At 72.6% G+C, this 14,469-nt stretch carries 12 protein-coding genes; 4 read left to right on the plus strand and 8 right to left on the minus strand.

Going from position 1 to position 14,469, the window contains the following annotated elements:
- Positions 1 to 28 precede the first annotated feature (28 nt).
- The 3 genes from ABZ956_RS16180 to ABZ956_RS16190 all read left to right on the plus strand — a co-directional run bounded on the left by ABZ956_RS16180 (position 29) and on the right by ABZ956_RS16190 (position 5,293).
- Positions 29 to 2,902, plus strand: coding sequence for a hypothetical protein (locus ABZ956_RS16180; RefSeq protein WP_361893024.1), 2,874 nt, complete (start codon positions 29 to 31; stop codon positions 2,900 to 2,902).
- A gap of 275 nt (positions 2,903 to 3,177) precedes the next feature.
- Positions 3,178 to 4,683 (plus strand): glycine betaine/L-proline transporter ProP, encoded by a 1,506-nt coding sequence (proP, locus tag ABZ956_RS16185; RefSeq protein WP_361893270.1) that lies wholly within the window; start codon positions 3,178 to 3,180, stop codon positions 4,681 to 4,683.
- A gap of 79 nt (positions 4,684 to 4,762) precedes the next feature.
- Positions 4,763 to 5,293 (plus strand): GNAT family N-acetyltransferase, encoded by a 531-nt coding sequence (locus tag ABZ956_RS16190; RefSeq protein WP_361893026.1) that lies wholly within the window; start codon positions 4,763 to 4,765, stop codon positions 5,291 to 5,293.
- Here ABZ956_RS16190 and ABZ956_RS16195 read toward each other — a convergent pair.
- The 7 genes from ABZ956_RS16195 to ABZ956_RS16225 form a co-directional block, all read right to left on the minus strand.
- Positions 5,263 to 6,432 carry an FAD-dependent monooxygenase gene (locus ABZ956_RS16195; RefSeq protein ID WP_361893029.1) on the minus strand — a complete coding sequence of 390 codons (1,170 nt, stop codon included), beginning with the start codon at positions 6,430 to 6,432 and terminating at the stop codon, positions 5,263 to 5,265. The genes ABZ956_RS16190 and ABZ956_RS16195 overlap by 31 nt on opposite strands.
- 52 nt (positions 6,433 to 6,484) lie before the next feature.
- Entirely contained in the window at positions 6,485 to 8,236 is a 1,752-nt protein-coding gene (locus ABZ956_RS16200; RefSeq protein WP_361893032.1) for an ABC transporter ATP-binding protein, read from the minus strand.
- A 12-nt stretch (positions 8,237 to 8,248) separates the two neighbouring features.
- A complete protein-coding gene (locus ABZ956_RS16205; RefSeq protein ID WP_361893035.1) occupies positions 8,249 to 9,325 on the minus strand; it encodes an LLM class flavin-dependent oxidoreductase in 1,077 nt (358 codons plus the stop codon).
- Entirely contained in the window at positions 9,322 to 9,798 is a 477-nt protein-coding gene (locus tag ABZ956_RS16210) for a lasso peptide biosynthesis B2 protein (RefSeq protein WP_361893038.1), read from the minus strand. Before ABZ956_RS16210 ends, ABZ956_RS16205 begins: the two co-directional genes overlap by 4 nt.
- Complete coding sequence (locus ABZ956_RS16215) at positions 9,795 to 10,052, minus strand: lasso peptide biosynthesis PqqD family chaperone (RefSeq protein ID WP_361893041.1); 258 nt, start codon at positions 10,050 to 10,052, stop codon at positions 9,795 to 9,797. The genes ABZ956_RS16210 and ABZ956_RS16215 overlap by 4 nt, the downstream gene beginning before the upstream one ends.
- Positions 10,049 to 11,890: an asparagine synthase-related protein gene (locus tag ABZ956_RS16220; protein WP_361893044.1), complete on the minus strand. Its 1,842-nt coding sequence runs from the start codon at positions 11,888 to 11,890 to the stop codon at positions 10,049 to 10,051. The genes ABZ956_RS16215 and ABZ956_RS16220 overlap by 4 nt, the downstream gene beginning before the upstream one ends.
- A gap of 124 nt (positions 11,891 to 12,014) precedes the next feature.
- Entirely contained in the window at positions 12,015 to 12,143 is a 129-nt protein-coding gene (locus ABZ956_RS16225) for a lasso RiPP family leader peptide-containing protein (protein ID WP_361893047.1), read from the minus strand.
- Positions 12,144 to 12,583: 440 nt separating this feature from the next.
- On the opposite strand from ABZ956_RS16225, the gene ABZ956_RS16230 reads away from it, so the two are divergent.
- Positions 12,584 to 13,216, plus strand: a complete 633-nt coding sequence (locus tag ABZ956_RS16230; RefSeq protein ID WP_361893050.1) for a hypothetical protein — start codon at positions 12,584 to 12,586, stop codon at positions 13,214 to 13,216.
- A gap of 13 nt (positions 13,217 to 13,229) precedes the next feature.
- On the opposite strand, the gene ABZ956_RS16235 is transcribed toward ABZ956_RS16230, so the two are convergent.
- The gene (locus ABZ956_RS16235) at positions 13,230 to 13,994 is read right to left on the minus strand and encodes a response regulator transcription factor (RefSeq protein ID WP_361893053.1); all 765 of its coding nucleotides are present in this window, start codon (positions 13,992 to 13,994) and stop codon (positions 13,230 to 13,232) included.
- Positions 13,995 to 14,469: the final 475 nt, after the last annotated feature.

Raw genomic sequence — 14,469 nt, forward strand, 5'->3', positions numbered from 1 at the left:
GGCCGCACTTGTGGCCCACAATGCCGTCATGGCAGACGAGTTGCGCTCCCACAACGTCATGCGGGGCACGGCGGAGTACGTGCTGCAGATCGGCCACGTCCACGGGGACGTCACCGTGCACCTGCCGCCCGCCGCCGATCCCGTCGAACGGGCCGCGTGGTCCTTGGCGCGCAGCATCCGGGCGCAGTGGTCGGCGGAGCTGAACGCCTGGGATCTGGCGTCGGACGAGCCGTTGGCGGTGCGCTGGCGGGCGGACTGGCCCGAGTTACGGGGCGGCGGGCACGGTGAGCAGATGGCGAGGATGGCGGATGTCTTCCTCGGTCAGGCCCACCGCCGGCTGGTGGTGCTGGGCGGCCCGGGCGCGGGCAAGTCGACGCTGGCCGTGCTGCTGGCCCTGGAGCTGGCGGAACGCTGTCTGACGGCGCGGCACGCGCCGCGCGACGCCGGGAGCGGTGACGTACGGCCGCCCGTGCCCGTCGTGCTGACGCTGGAGTCGTGGGATCCGGCCCGGGAGCACTTCCGCGGCTGGCTGACGCGGCGGATAGCCGAGGACCATCCCGGCCTGCCGCGCGTCGACGGCTCCCACCCCGCGGCGCGGCTGGTCCAGGACGGGCTCGTCCTGCCCGTGCTCGACGGGCTCGACGAGCTTCCCGCGCACCGGCGGTCCCTGGTGGTCCGTGAGATCGACCGGGCCCTGGGCGAGAAGGACGCGGTCGTCCTCACCTCCCGTACGCGGGAGTACCGGGCGGGAGAGGAGGCGGGGGCCCGCCTCGCACGGGCCGCGGTGATCGAGGCGCAGCCGGTCGGTCTGGAGGACGCGACCGCCTATCTGCTGCGGTCCGCGGCGCCCCAGGTCCGCCGGAGCTGGAAGCTGATGCTCGACGTCGTGGACCAGGAGCCGGCGGGGCCCGTTGCCCAGGCCCTGACCAGTCCGCTGATGATCTGGCTGGCCCGCCGGGGCTTCCAGGCGCCGCCCGCCGATCCGCTGGACCTGGTGCGCCGGCCCTTCCCTTCGCGGGAGGCGGTCGAGAGGTACCTGCTCGACCTGATCATCCCGGCGGTGTTCACCCAGCAGCCCCAGGCGCCGGACCGGTTGCACGCGCCGCACCAGTGGCACCCGGGGCGCTCGCGGCACTGGCTCGGCCATCTGGCCCGCCACCTCACCGGCCGCCGCACCACGGAGTTCGCCTGGTGGGACCTGCACCGCACGGCCCTGGTGCGCGTCATGGCGCTGCCCATCCTGGCCATGGTGTGCTTCGCCCTGTCGGAGGTCGCCGCGGTGGCCCGTGACCGGTTCGCCTCCTCGCGGGCGGGGGGTGCGGCCGGCTGGGAGCTGGAGACGGCGTTGACCAACGGCCTGGTGCACGCCATGGCCGCCTGGATCGCGGTGGACATGTGGTTCGGGTTCAGGCTGGCGCGACCCCGCCGGCGCGCCAATCCGTTCCGCATCGGTGCCGCCCTGCGCTCGGCCGGCCGGGCTGCTTCCCTCGGGCGGGGCCTGAAGGCGTCGGCGGTGATCGTGGTGCCCGCCGCGTTGTTCACCGCCGCGGCCCTCGGGGCGTACGACGTCCGCCCCTACCTGGTGATGATCCTGTGCAGCACCGTACTGGCGCCGCTGGTCATGGTGACGATCGCCGCCCCGTCGGACACGGAGGACGCGAGCACGCCCGACGAGGTGCTGGGCAGCGAGCGCACGGCGGCCTGGCTCTCGGTGGGCACGGTGGCCGTGCTGATCGGCGTCGGGCAGGGGGCGTTCGGCTGGTTCGGCCACGACACCGCCGGCGCGGCCCTGGCACGGGGCGTCACCGCCTGGTTCGGGGCCTCGGCGATGCTCCTGCTGATGAGCCTGTGGAGCCGCTGGCTGCTGGCCAAGGGGTGTCTGGCGATCGCCGGGCGGGTGCCCTGGTCGCTGATGGAGTTCCTGCGCGACGCGCACCACGGTGGTTTGCTGCAGCGCAGCGGCGGCGTCTACCGGTTCCGCCACCTGCGGCTCCAGGAGCACCTGGCCGGCACCGCGCAGGGCGACGCCCCCGCGGCCGTGCCGCATCCCCGCGCCGACCGGCCCGCGCCGTATCCGCGGCCCGCCCGGTCCCCCGCGGCCTCCGCGCCCTTCCCCCGGCTGGGCGACATGGTCGCCGAGTTCGCCAGGTCCCCGATGGCCTCGGCCAAGGGCTGGACCGTCCACGCCGACGAGCACGCCTTCAGTGCCGAGGGCAGACATCGCCGGTTCTCCCTCGCCCACTGGCCGGTGATCCTCTTCCTCGCGGTCATGGTCCTCATCCGTTCGGGCGTGCAGGGGAACTGGCTGGTGGCCGTCGGAGCGTTCCTGACCATGTGCGGCTTCGGGGCGCTGATCACCGTGTTCCACTGGCTGCTGCCGCGCCAGGTGCAGGCGCTGCGCCTGACACCGGCGCACATCGAGTTCCGCGTGGGCCGCCACCATGGCCGGCTGGCCTGGGCGGACGTGCGGGAAGTGGCCGTACGCAAGTTCGTCCACCGCAAGAGGGACACCAAGGTCTACGCCCTTCAGGTGCTGCCCCGGCCCGGCGCGCCGGCTCCCGCCCGGTACTTCCGCGCCGGTGACGGGTGGTTCTTCGTCCTTCCGCTGTCCACGAGCACCGCTGTCCCGGTGGACCTCGCGGCCGCGTTGCGGCACTTCGCGGGGGCACGGTGGCGGGAGCCCGAGGACTTCCCCGTGCCGCGGGGCGGCCACGGCACCGTCCACGTCCACGTCCACAACGAGGTCTCGGGGCAGGCGCGTACGGAGGGAGTGATCCAGGCGGGGCACGTCCACGGCGATGTCACGTTCGGGCGGCCGGGTGGCCCGCAGGGCACGGGAGAGGACGACGGAACGGGCGGTCAGGAGCCGCCCGGGCGGTGGCCGGGGGGACGCCAGGGGTGAACGAGTAGGTCAGGGGATTGACCGGCGTCCGTCCGGGCACGCGCGTGGCTGATCAACATGTCAGGAATAAACTACGGCAAACCGCTCATAAGTAGAGGAATGCCACCAGCTGCCTGACGCGCCGCCACCGGCACCGCCCGACCCGCCGCCCCGACCCCTGGCAGGAGACCATGAGCGCCGACCGCAAGAGAACGCCGAAGACGCCGAAGGCGCCCAGGACGCCCGGGAGCGGGCGTTCGGCGCCGCAGCGCGGCGGCACCTCGGCCACGGACCGGATGCTCCGGACCCTGCTGCGGCGCCGCAAGACCCCGCTGACCCTCGACGACGTCACGGTCACGGACCGCCCCGAGGTGCACCGCGCGGTGTCCGCCGCCGCGCTGGGGAACATGATGGAGTGGTTCGACTTCGGCGTGTACGCCTATATGGCGGCCACCCTGGGCAAGGTCTTCTTCCCCGCCAGCTCCCCCGGCGCCCAGGTGATCTCCGCCTTCGCCACCTTCGCCGCCGCGTTCCTCGTACGGCCGCTCGGCGGTCTGGTCTTCGGCCCGCTGGGCGACCGGATCGGGCGTCAGAAGGTACTGGCCGCCACCATGATCATGATGGCCGTCAGCACCTTCGCCGTCGGCTTCCTCCCCAGTTACGCGACGGCCGGCTTCGGCGCGCCCGTACTGCTCCTCGTCTGCCGCCTGGTGCAGGGCTTCTCCACCGGCGGCGAGTACGCCGGGGCCACCACCTACATCGCCGAGTACGCGCCCGACAAGCGCCGGGGCTTCCTCGGCAGTTGGCTCGACTTCGGCACCTTCGTCGGCTACGCGCTCGGATCGGGTCTGGTCACGGTGCTCACCGCGGTCCTGGGCACCGACGGGATGACGGACTGGGGATGGCGCCTGCCGTTCCTCGTGGCCGGGCCACTGGGCCTGATCGGCCTGTACATGCGGATGCGCCTGGAGGAGACCCCGGCGTTCCGCGCGGAGGCGGAGGCCGCCGCCGAGGCCGAGGCCCGGGAGCAGAGCGCCGAGGAAGCGCGCCAGTCCGGGCACGGACGACTGAAGGAGATCTTCACCAAGCACTGGCACGCGGTACTCATCTGCATGGGCCTGGTGGTGGTCTACAACGTCACCAGCTATCTGGTGACGTCCTATCTGCCGACGTACATGACCGAAACCCTCGGCGAGGACCCCACCACGGCACAGTTGCTGATCCTGGGCACCATGATCCTCGTGGCCCTGACCATCACCACCGTGGGCCGCACCTCCGACCTCTGGGGACGCCGTCCCGTCTTCATGGCGGGCAGCGCCGCCCTGGTGGCCCTCGCCGCCCCGGCGATGCTGCTCATCCGGGCCGGCGGCGCCCTGCTCCCGGCCTTCGGCTGCCTGATCCTCGGCCTGCTGCTGGTGTGCTTCGCCGGCACCGCCGCCGCGACGCTGCCCGCCCTCTTCCCGACCCGTCTGCGGTACGGGGCACTGTCCGTCTCGTACAACATCTCCGTCTCGCTCTTCGGCGGCACGACCCCGCTGGCCGTCTCGGCGCTGCTGGAGGCGACGCGCGACGAGATGATTCCCGCGTACTACCTGATGGCCGCCGGCGTGATCGGGTTCGTCTCCGCCTTCTTCCTCCACGAGACGGCGGGCAAGCCCCTGCGCGGCTCGGGACCGATGGTGGAGACCGCCGAGCAGGCCCGGCGCCTGGTCGCCCACAGCCGGACGGAGGCGGGCCGCCGTGCGCGGGAGGTCTGGACGCACCTGCGCCACCCGGGCCACCGCCACCACGACGACTCGTGAACACCGCCGCCGCGCTGTCGTCCGCGGCCGCCCGGGCGCCGATTTCCGCTGGGGCCCGCGGTGCCGCAGGATGGGGGCCATGACCGAGATCCACACCCCCCGCCTCCTCCTGCGTCGCTGGCACGACGACGACCTCGCCCCCTTGGCGGACATCAACGCGGACCCTCAGGTCATGCGGTGGATCGGCGACGGCTCGACCCTCGGCCTGGACCGGACGGCCGAGGCCGTCGAGCGGTGGGAGGAGGAGTGGGACGAGGAGGGCTTCGGCATCTTCGCCGTCGAACTCCTCGCCTCGGGCGAGCTCGCCGGCCTCGTGGGGCTGACCGTCCCCACCTACCTGCCGGAGGTGCTGCCCGCCGTGGAGATCCACTGGCGGCTCGGCCAGCAGTTCTGGGGCCAGGGGTACGCCTCCGAAGCCGCCCAGGCCACGCTGGAGTTCGCGCTCCAGGACCGCGGGCTCGACCGCGTCATCGCCATCGACCGGATGGGCAACGACGCCTCGGAGAACGTCATGCGCAAGCTCGGCATGGAGCCCGAGCGCGAGACCACCCACCCGGAATACGGCTTTCCGCTGCACGTCTACGCCATCGATCTGACCGAGTACGTCTGAGCGGTGAGGGCCGCTTCGATGTCGTAGCGGTGGATCCAGGACACGTCCTCCACGAGCCGGGCGAGACCGCCCGCGGCGGGCTTCCGCGGCGCCGCCGCGGTGCTCAGGCGCATCGAGCCGCCGCCGCGGGAGCCGAGTTGGACGCGGGTGACGTGCGGGATGCGGAAGGCCGCGTAGCGGCGCAGGCCCCGCGGGCCTTTGTCGAGGAAGTGCGCCAGCGCGACGGCGTCCTCGAGGGCCTGGCCCACGCCCTGGCCGTGGTGCGGCAGCATCGGGTGGGCGGCGTCGCCGAGCAGGGTGAACCGGCCCTCGCCCCACCGGGTGAGGGGTTCCCGGTCGTACAGCGTCCAGCAGCCGGTCGCACCGGCCGCGCCCACGACGGCCCGCACGTCCTCGTGCCAGCCGGCGAACCCGCGCACCAGCACGTCGCGTTCGCCGGCCGCCTCCCACGACTCGGGGCGCGCGGACGCCTCGGGCATCACCGCGACGAAGGTGAAGCGCCGGCCCGCCGCGACCGGGTAGCACAGCAGCCTCGCCTCCCGGCCGACCCACACGTACACGGTGTCGGGTGACAGCCGGGGCAGCGCCGCGGCGCTCACCATGCCGCGCACGGCACTGAGGCCGGCGAAGGCGGGACGCTCCTCGCCCGCCACGGCGCGCCGGACGACCGAGTGCACGCCGTCGGCGCCCACCAGCAGGTCGGCGTCCGCGGTGCGGCCGTCGGCGCACCGCAGCCGTACCCCGTCGCCATGCGCGTCGAAGGAGACCAGCCGCGCGCCGAGGACGATCCGCTCGCGGGGGATCCGCGCGGCGAGCGCGGTGTGCAGGTCGGTGCGCTCCACGGTCAGGTGCGGGGCGCCGTACTCCTCCTCCCATGTATCGCCCATGGGCCGGCGCGCGTGGACGCGGCCGTCCAGCCCGTCGCGTACCTCCAGGGCCTCGGGGCGGACGGCCGTCCGGCGCAGGCGCGCCTCCAGGCCCCAGCGGCGCAGGATCCGGGCTCCGTTGGGGCCCAGGTGCATCCCGACGCCGGCCTCGCCGAGGGCGGGCGCCTGCTCGTACACCGTGACGTCCGCTCCCCCGCGCAGGAGGGCGAACGCGGCGGCCAGGCCGCCGATGCCGGCACCGACGACGGCCACACGGGGACCACTTGGCGTTGGCGGCACGAGCGCTCACCTTCTTCGTTCGTCGTCATGTGCGTGCTGTCAGCAGTTGGGTTGCGGCGAGGCCGCGGTAGAGCGTGTCCTGGGCGACCAGGTCCTCGTGGGTGCCGACGGCACGGACCCGGCCGGCCTCCATGACGACGATGCGGTCGGCCATGGTGACCGTGGAGAGGCGGTGCGCGACGACGAGGACGGTCGTCTCGCGGGCCACGTCCGCGATGACGTCGCGCACGGCCAGTTCGTTGGCGGCGTCCAGCTGCGAGGTGGCCTCGTCCAGGAGGAGCAGCCGGGGTCTGCGCAGCAGGGCGCGGGCGATGGCGACGCGCTGGCGTTCGCCGCCGGAGAGCCGGGTGCCCCGGTGGCCCACCGGGGTGTCGAGCCCGTCGGGCAGGGACCGCAGGAGCCCGTCGAGGCGGGTGCGGGCGAGGGCCTGGCGTATCTGCCGTTCCGTGGCGTCGGGTGCGGCGAACAGGAGGTTCTCGCGCAGGGTGCCGGAGAGTACGGGTGCGTCCTGTTCGATGTAGCCGATGGAGGCCCGCAGCTCGCGCAGGGGGATGTCGCGTATGTCGCGGCCGTCGATGAGGACGCTGCCCGAGGCCGGTTCATAGAACCTCTCCAGGAGGGCGAAGACGGTGGACTTGCCGGCCCCGGACGGCCCGACGATCGCGGTCATGCCGCCGGCGGGCGCGGTGAAGTCCAGGCCCCGGTGCGCGTCGGGCAGCTCCGGCCGGTAGCGGAAGACGACGCGGTCGAAGGTGACCGTCGCGGGGGTGGCCGGGAGCGTCTTCGCCCGCACGGTGCCGGCGGGCCGCTGACCGCGGGCGTCGTCGGTCTCCAGGAGCTCGATCTCCCGCAGCCGCGCGACGGCCGCGGCCCCGACGTGGAACTGCGTGATCGCGTGGATGAGGTCGGAGACCGGGCTCATCAGATAGAAGAGGAACAGCAGGAAGGCGACCAGGTCGGACACCTCGATGGTGCCCGAGGCCACACGGGCGCCGCCGACGCCGAGCACGCACAGGAAGGACAGCTGGACGGACAGCCCGGCCGCGGTCCCCATCACCGCCTGCCACTTGGCGGCCTGGACCCCGCTGCGCCATGCCTCGTCGGCCGCCCGGTGCACGACGGCCGTCTCGCGTTCCTCGGCTCCGGCCCACTTGACGGTGCGGATGGCCCCGAGCGCCCGTTCCAGTACGGCGCCCATCGCGCCGACCGACGCCTGGGCGGCGCTGGTGGCACGGGAGATGCGGGGCATGGTCGTGGCGATGACGGCGCCGACGACCACGATCACGGTGACGGTCACGGCCAGCAGCACCGGATCCAGCAGTCCCATCATCACCATCACCCCTACGAGGGTGAGGGAGCCGGTGACGGAGGAGACGATCGACTGGGTGGTGACCTGGCGCAGCAGGGTGGTGTCGGAGGTGACCCTGGCCAGCAGGTCGCCGGGCTCGGTGCGTTCGATTTCCGGCACGGTCAGCCGCAGGAGCCGGTCGATGAGCCGGCGGCGGGCGCTCAGGACGATGGACTCCGCGGCGTGGGAGAGGACGTACTGGCCGGCGGCGGTGAGTGCGGCGCCGGTCAGCACGAGGGCCGTGAGGGTGAGGAGGGTGCCCGCGATGGCGTTCTGCCGGCCGAGGTCCTCCACCAGGGCTCTGGCCGCGTACGGCTGGGCGAGGAGGGCGGCGGCACCGGCCAGCCCCAGGGCCCCGCCGGCGACGATCCGTGCGCGGCGTTCGCGGACGTGGGCGAGCAGGATCCGGGCGGTCGACGGCGTCGGCATGCGGTTCGGCCCTCAGACCGCGACCCGCGCCGCTCGGGTGCGCAGGCGCTCCCGTACGGCGGGGAAGACCTCGGTGGCGAGCCGTCGCAGGTTGTGCAGGGCCTCCGCGGTCCCCTCGGCGGCTTCGACCTGGCACATCACCCGCCTGCAGCCGGATGTGGCGATGTCGTGCGCGAGCCGTTCGGCACAGGTCCGGGCGGTCCCCACGGGGTGAGTGGTCATCAGCCGGTCCACGACGAGGTCGATCGCTTCCCCGGTCAGGGGCGGAGGGGCGGGCCGGTCGGGGTCGACGAGGCGTTGGGGCTGGTTGTTGAGGGAGAGGATGAACCGTGCGCGTTCCCGCATGAGCCGACGGGCCTCTGCCGCCGAGTCCGTCACCTGGGCGAAGACGGCGAACGCGTGGCCGCTCCCGGGTTCCGGCTGCTGCCCGGCGGCGCGCGCCCTGCGGCCGTAGAGGGCCAGCATCTCCGCCTTGGCCTCGGCGTTCTTGTCGAAGAACAGCATCAGGGGCAGTCCCCTGTCGGCCGCGAGCTCGATCGAGTCCACCGAGCCGGCCGCCACGTACACGGGAGGGTGCGGTCGCGTCCGTACGGCGGGGGCGAGGCGGACGGGTACGGACGCGGACGGTCCGGGTCCGCGGGGGATCTCGCCGTGCAGGGCGGCGAGAGTGCGGTCCAGCGGCTCGGCCAGTCCGGCGTGCCAGGCCGCGATTCCCTCGCCCATGAGCTCGTATTCGACGCCGGGCACGCCGCGGCCGACGCCGAGGACGAACCGGCCGCCGGAGATCTGGTCCAGCAGTGCCGTCTGTTCCGCGATGTGCACGGGCGAGTGCAGCGGCAGCACGGTCACGGCCGTGCCGATCCGGACGCGGCGTGTCCGTCCCAGCAGGAACGCCGCGAAGGCCATGGCCGAGGGGCTCACCGCGGAGGGGAGGAAGTGGTGCTCGGTCAGCCAGACGTCGTCCAGCCCCAGGGCTTCGGCGGCCTGTGCCACCGCCACGGCGCGGGCGAGCGCGTCGCCGTCGCTCTGGCCGGCGTGGCGGTTGACGGTCAGCAGGACGCCGAACCGGAGATCGTCCGCTGGCTTCATGTGCCCCTCCTGAGGGTTCCTCGCTCGCGTGGCCGTCGGTCGTGGCCCCGCGCGTCCCGCGCGGGCGGGGATACGCGCATGAGCGCGCGGAAGAGACGGATGTCCTCGCCCTCGCCCACCGGCAGCCCGTCCGCCTCGACCCAGGCGTGGGCGCGGAAGGGTTCGGTCCGGACGCCGGCGCACCAGGTGGGCCAGCTCCCCGTGAGCCGGCAGAGCAGCACGGTGGCCACCGAGCGCTGCAGGCAGCCCTGCCCGGCGCAGGTGCGGCTCACCGAGACGACCGCCCGGCGGCTCGCCAGCGCCTGGGCACCGGTCGCGGGGTGGGCGCCCCGGGACAGCAGGCCGAGCGTGCGGCGCAGCCTGGCCGGCGGCATGCGGATCAGCAGCCAGGCGACGGTCACGGTGAGCCGGGCCAGGAGGCGGCGGCCGAGGGTGAGGGGGGAACGGTGTTCCGGTACGACGGGGAAGGTCATGGCGTCACCAGCCGGGCCTTGCTCAGCTGCTCCAGCAGCCGGCGCACGTCCGCCTCCACGCGCTGGCGTTCCCGGGGGAAGCGGGCGCACAGGCTCTCGATGGCGTCCTGCACGCTCGCGCCCTCGCGGAGGTGGCGTACGACGGTGGCGCCGGTGGCGTTGAGCATCCAGTAGCGGCCGGTCCGTTCGTGGAGGAGCACCATGCCGTCCTCGGTCTCGGTGACGGACACGTCCGGTGCGAGGGAGGGGGTCATCGGGTGCCTCCCGTCCGGGGGCTGTGCCGGGGGCTGTCCGTCCGTTCCGTGGTGAGCGAGCGCAGCCATGTCTCGCACGCCAGGGTGAAGACGACCGGGATCAGCGTCGCGGAGCGTGGGTGCGGGGCGAGGAGGACGGAGCGCAGGGCCGGGCCGTCCACCAGGCCCAGGTGCTCCAGGCGCATGTCGTCGCAGAGCTCCAGCAGTTCCCGCTTGTGCCGGCGGAATCCGGCGTAGACCTCGGCGCTGAACTCGCCCTTGGTCGTGCGGTCGAGGATGGCGTCGGGGACGGTTCCCCGCATGGCGGCGGCCAGGACGGGCTTGGTGCGCACGGGGCTGGTCCTCTCCTCGAGCCGTACGGACATCGCCGCTTCCAGGACCTGGTCGTCGAGGAAGGGGGCGTGATAGGCCACCCCGAGGCGGCGGGTGAGGCGGTCGGTGAGGCGGATGTCCCTGCCGCACTGGCGGACGGCCTGGAGGAACTCGTGCTGTGCGGGGTTCGGGGAGTGGGGTGCCGGTCCGTGTGTGGCGGCTTGCCGGAGCAGCCGGCGGCCTGTGGCGACGGCGTCGGCGGTGGCCCAGAGGGGGAGCTTGGCCTGGGTGCCCCACCCGGGTAAGGGCACGCGGGGGCTGGTGACGGGCTCCGTGAGCGAGCCGGCGGATGCTTCGAGCCACTGGGCGTAGGAGGGGTTGGACAGCAGGTTGCGCAGCATCGCGCCGACCGGCCAGCGGTACATGCTGCGCGCCGTCCAGAGGGTTCGGACGGACGTGAGCGGCCGGGTCCGCGCGAGGGTGTGGTGGAAGGAGGGGGCGGGAGAGAAGAGCTCGTCGCCGCCGTGACCGGTGAGGTGGTCGCTGACGCCCCTGTCGGCCAGTCGCCGGGTGATGTGTTCGAGTTCCGCCCAGACGCGGCCCCAGGCGTAGGGGGCTTCGTGGTCGTAGGGGTGGTGGCGCAGTCCGGCGAAGGATCCGGGGACGCTGTCCTTGGCGAAGACCATGGGCCGGGCGTCCGGCAGGGCGTCGGCCGCGCGCCGTGCCCATGTCCCGTCGTCGTTGGCCGCGTCCTGCGCCTCGGTGCGCGTCGTCAGCAGTTCCCCGCGTGTCCTGTGGCGGTGGGCGAGGAAGGCGATGGTGGTGGAGTCCATTCCGCCGGACAGGTCGCAGCCGAGGGATCCTGTGCCCTGGGTCCGCGCGGCGACGGCGTCGTCCAGCGCGGATCGCACCTGTCCGGCCGCCTGTGCCAGGGGGAGCCCGGGAGGGGGAGGCGTCCACCACGGGATGGTCCGGGAGCGGCCGTCAGGGGTGATCAGGAGGTAGCGGCCGGGGCCGGGGCTGTGGACCCGCTGCCACAGGGTGCGTTCGGCCAGCGGCCAGGGCGGCTGGCTCATGAGGCGGCACACCAGGGACGTTTCGTCGACGCCGCGTCCTGCCAGCGCCGCCAGGGTGTCGGGCCGGTCGGCGACGAGGGTGACGCCGCCGATCTCGGTGAAGAAGATGTCACGGACGCCCGAGAGGGATCCCTGTACGCGCAGGTGGCCGGCGAACGAGGCGACCAGGTGGTAGCTGCCGGGAACGGAGCGGGTCAGGTCGTCGAGCCGCTCGATGCCGTCGCCGCGTTCGAGGGCGCGGGCGACGGGCCCGGCGGCGGCCGGCGGGCATCCGAAGAGCGCGATGCGCCGACTGCCGCGTGCCGCCGACACGATGTCCTCCTCGCGCCATGACCCGACGATCCACGGTCGCCCGGAGGAGTGCCGCAGCACATGGTGCCGGCCTTGGTCACGCAATGTCCCGGCATAGGCCTCGCCGGCGCCATGGTCGGGAAGGATGACAAATTCCACTTACGCCTCCACCAGGTATGGCTTTGCTCGACGAATGCCGGGCGGAGAATTCCGCCCGGCATCGCGGCATGTGCCGACGGCGGTCACTCATGCCGCCGGCGGCGAAACCGCCCTTCCGCTGACGTCAGCAGGCAAGCCACGAGCACTGGTTGATGCGGTCCCATCCCCAGGTGCCCTTGTCCAGCGTGAGTTCGGCGAATCCGCCGATCTCGGCCAGCGCCGGCGGTTCGTAGATGCCGGTCTGCTCTTCCATGGCGCACTACCTCCCTTTTCGTGGAAAACATGGCGTCGGCTTCCCTGAACGTCCTTGTCCGGAGGCGGGGCCGACGCCGCTCACCCTAGGGATCCCGTGGCCCCGGGCGCGTGGTACCGCTGTCCCGGCCCTGTCCCGTTCTTTCGCAAGCCGTGGACAGCCCGACGGAATGTGGAGCAGCATCGGCCGGGAACACGCGTCGAGGCGTACGGGCCTGAACGCGCCCATTGCGCGGCGTGCCGTGGCACGTGCCCGATCCCGAGGAGAAGGACAGGTTCTCCATGACGTCGCTCATCCATGGGCAGTACAGCAGGAGGAACGCCCTGCGGAACGCCGTCGGGCTCGTCGGAGCCGTCGGTGTGGGAACGGGGCTCCTGACGGTGCCCGCACGGGCCGCGACTTCTTCCGGGACGGACCCCGGTCTCCCGGAGGTTCCGGGAATGCTGGGAGACCGTCTGGCGAACGAGTTCTGGTACCGGTTCGACGAGGCGACGCTCGTCCGGCAGAGCCCCGAACTGAAAGAGGCTTATGCCGCCATCACCCGGCATGTGGGGGGCAATCCGTCGTCGGGGATGCTGAAGGCCTGGACGCGCCTGGGAATGGCGGAGGGATATCCGGCGTCGTACGCCGAGTTCCTCAGGCCCGTCCGGGAGCCGCTGCGCATCGTCTCGGGTGTCCAGCTGGCGGTGTTCGAGAGGTATTACCGGCACCGCCCCCACGGGGTGTTCACCGCGTTCTCCCTGTTCGCCCAAGGGGTGTTGTTCGATCCGCGCAGGGAGCCGGTACAGGCCGAGGTGCACACCATGGACGGGGACCCTCCCCTCGGCTATCACGTGTGGCACGCCTACCAGCGCGCGAGCGTGCTGCTCGGGATCGACGGGAGGTTCTGGACGTCGGTGATCCCTGTCAACGGCTTCGCCTGGGCCCTGCAATTGCTGGCCAGGCCCGACACCCGCAAGGTGAACCCCGCGTTGCCCCGGGAAACGGTCCGGCGGGTGGCGGCCTCATGGCTGGTCCGGAGTCCGGACGAGGTCGACCGCGCCCTCCTGGAATTCCACCGGCCGGGGAAATGACGGCGTCGTGCGCTCAGCATCCCATGCCGGCGTTCCGGGCCCGTAGGGCCGCCGTCGTCCGGTCGCTGACCTGGAGCTTGGCGAAGATGTGGGACACGTGGTTGCGGACGGTCTTCTCGGATACGACGAGCCGGCGCGCGATGCCCCGGTTGTCGTATCCCCGCGCCAGCAGATCGAGAATCTCCCTCTCCCGCACGGTCAGTTGCGGGAAGACGACCTGTCCCGGAAGGCTGCCGACGGCGGAGAAGTACCCTTCCAGGCGGGCCGCGATGGCGGGGCAGAAGACGGCGCCGCCCGACATCACGATGCGCACCGCTTCCAGCAATTGCTCGCATGGAGCGGCCTTGCTGATGAACCCGAGTGCGCCGGCGCTCATCGCGGCGACCACGACCTCGTCGGCCGTCGCCTCCTCCATGGAGACGATCAGGATGCGGGTGGTGGGCCCCGCCAGTCCCCTGGCCGTCCGGATGAAGTCGTTCTCCTGAATTCCGGTGGAGGGTATGTTCATCAGAATGACGTCGGGGACCGCTCGTGGATGCCCCCGGATCTCCTCCAGCGCCTCCTCGCCCGTCGCCGCCTCCCCCACCACCTCCATGTCGTCCTCGCGCTCCAGGGCCAGCCGCACTCCGGCCCGGAACATGGGGTGGTCGTCGATCAGGAATACCCGTGCGATCGCACCGTGGTCGCAGACGCTGTGCGGCGATCCTCTGGCGGACCGTATTCGCGCCGGTGAACCGTCGGAACCCTGCCCGTCAGTGTTCCCCCGTGCAGCTGTCATGAGTGCGAGGGTAAACCTTGATGTACGGGCCACACGGTGCGTGTTCCGGACAGGACGGCAAGAAGTGTCCCCCGGTTCCGCTTCCCCGTCGCATCGCCGCGTGGCATTTCCGCGGCGTAGCGGATCCCTCGCGTATTGCTGCGTGAACCCGGGGAAGCCGGACGCGTCCCACCCAGGGCCATGGCTATGCGGCCGGAGTGGATTCCTTCCGCTTCGCCGCACCACCGGCATGGCCCGTTCCGGTGGCATATCCGCTCCATCTCGGCCCCTCTTCCGGCATCCGCGCGGCTGTCGCAGGTCACGGCGGCCCCACCGCGGGCCTCCCCCACGACCGTCACCGGAATCAACTTCTCCGCATGTCACCGGCACATGCGGACCCGGCTCATGGCAGCGGCGGAAACCATCCCGGAGCGGCCACCCCACACGCCTGCCGGGCCCGGGCCGGCGGCTCGCGGGAGCGGGTGACACCGGGCCA

The organism is Streptomyces sp. NPDC046261 (assembly GCF_040646235.1).
Lineage (GTDB): Bacteria > Actinomycetota > Actinomycetes > Streptomycetales > Streptomycetaceae > Streptomyces.

What these genes read in the sequence shown, in the direction of transcription:
- ABZ956_RS16190 (WP_361893026.1), top strand. Translation starts at nt 4,763, where the DNA reads ATGACCGAGATCCACACCCCCCGCCTCCTCCTGCGTCGCTGGCACGAC.
- ABZ956_RS16225 (WP_361893047.1), bottom strand. Translation starts at nt 12,143, where the DNA reads ATGGAAGAGCAGACCGGCATCTACGAACCGCCGGCGCTGGCCGAGATC.
- ABZ956_RS16180 (WP_361893024.1), top strand. Translation starts at nt 29, where the DNA reads ATGGCAGACGAGTTGCGCTCCCACAACGTCATGCGGGGCACGGCGGAG.
- ABZ956_RS16230 (WP_361893050.1), top strand. Translation starts at nt 12,584, where the DNA reads ATGCTGGGAGACCGTCTGGCGAACGAGTTCTGGTACCGGTTCGACGAG.
- proP (WP_361893270.1), top strand. Translation starts at nt 3,178, where the DNA reads ATGCTCCGGACCCTGCTGCGGCGCCGCAAGACCCCGCTGACCCTCGAC.
- ABZ956_RS16215 (WP_361893041.1), bottom strand. Translation starts at nt 10,052, where the DNA reads ATGACCCCCTCCCTCGCACCGGACGTGTCCGTCACCGAGACCGAGGAC.
- ABZ956_RS16210 (WP_361893038.1), bottom strand. Translation starts at nt 9,798, where the DNA reads ATGACCTTCCCCGTCGTACCGGAACACCGTTCCCCCCTCACCCTCGGC.
- ABZ956_RS16235 (WP_361893053.1), bottom strand. Translation starts at nt 13,994, where the DNA reads ATGACAGCTGCACGGGGGAACACTGACGGGCAGGGTTCCGACGGTTCA.
- ABZ956_RS16205 (WP_361893035.1), bottom strand. Translation starts at nt 9,325, where the DNA reads ATGAAGCCAGCGGACGATCTCCGGTTCGGCGTCCTGCTGACCGTCAAC.
- ABZ956_RS16200 (WP_361893032.1), bottom strand. Translation starts at nt 8,236, where the DNA reads ATGCCGACGCCGTCGACCGCCCGGATCCTGCTCGCCCACGTCCGCGAA.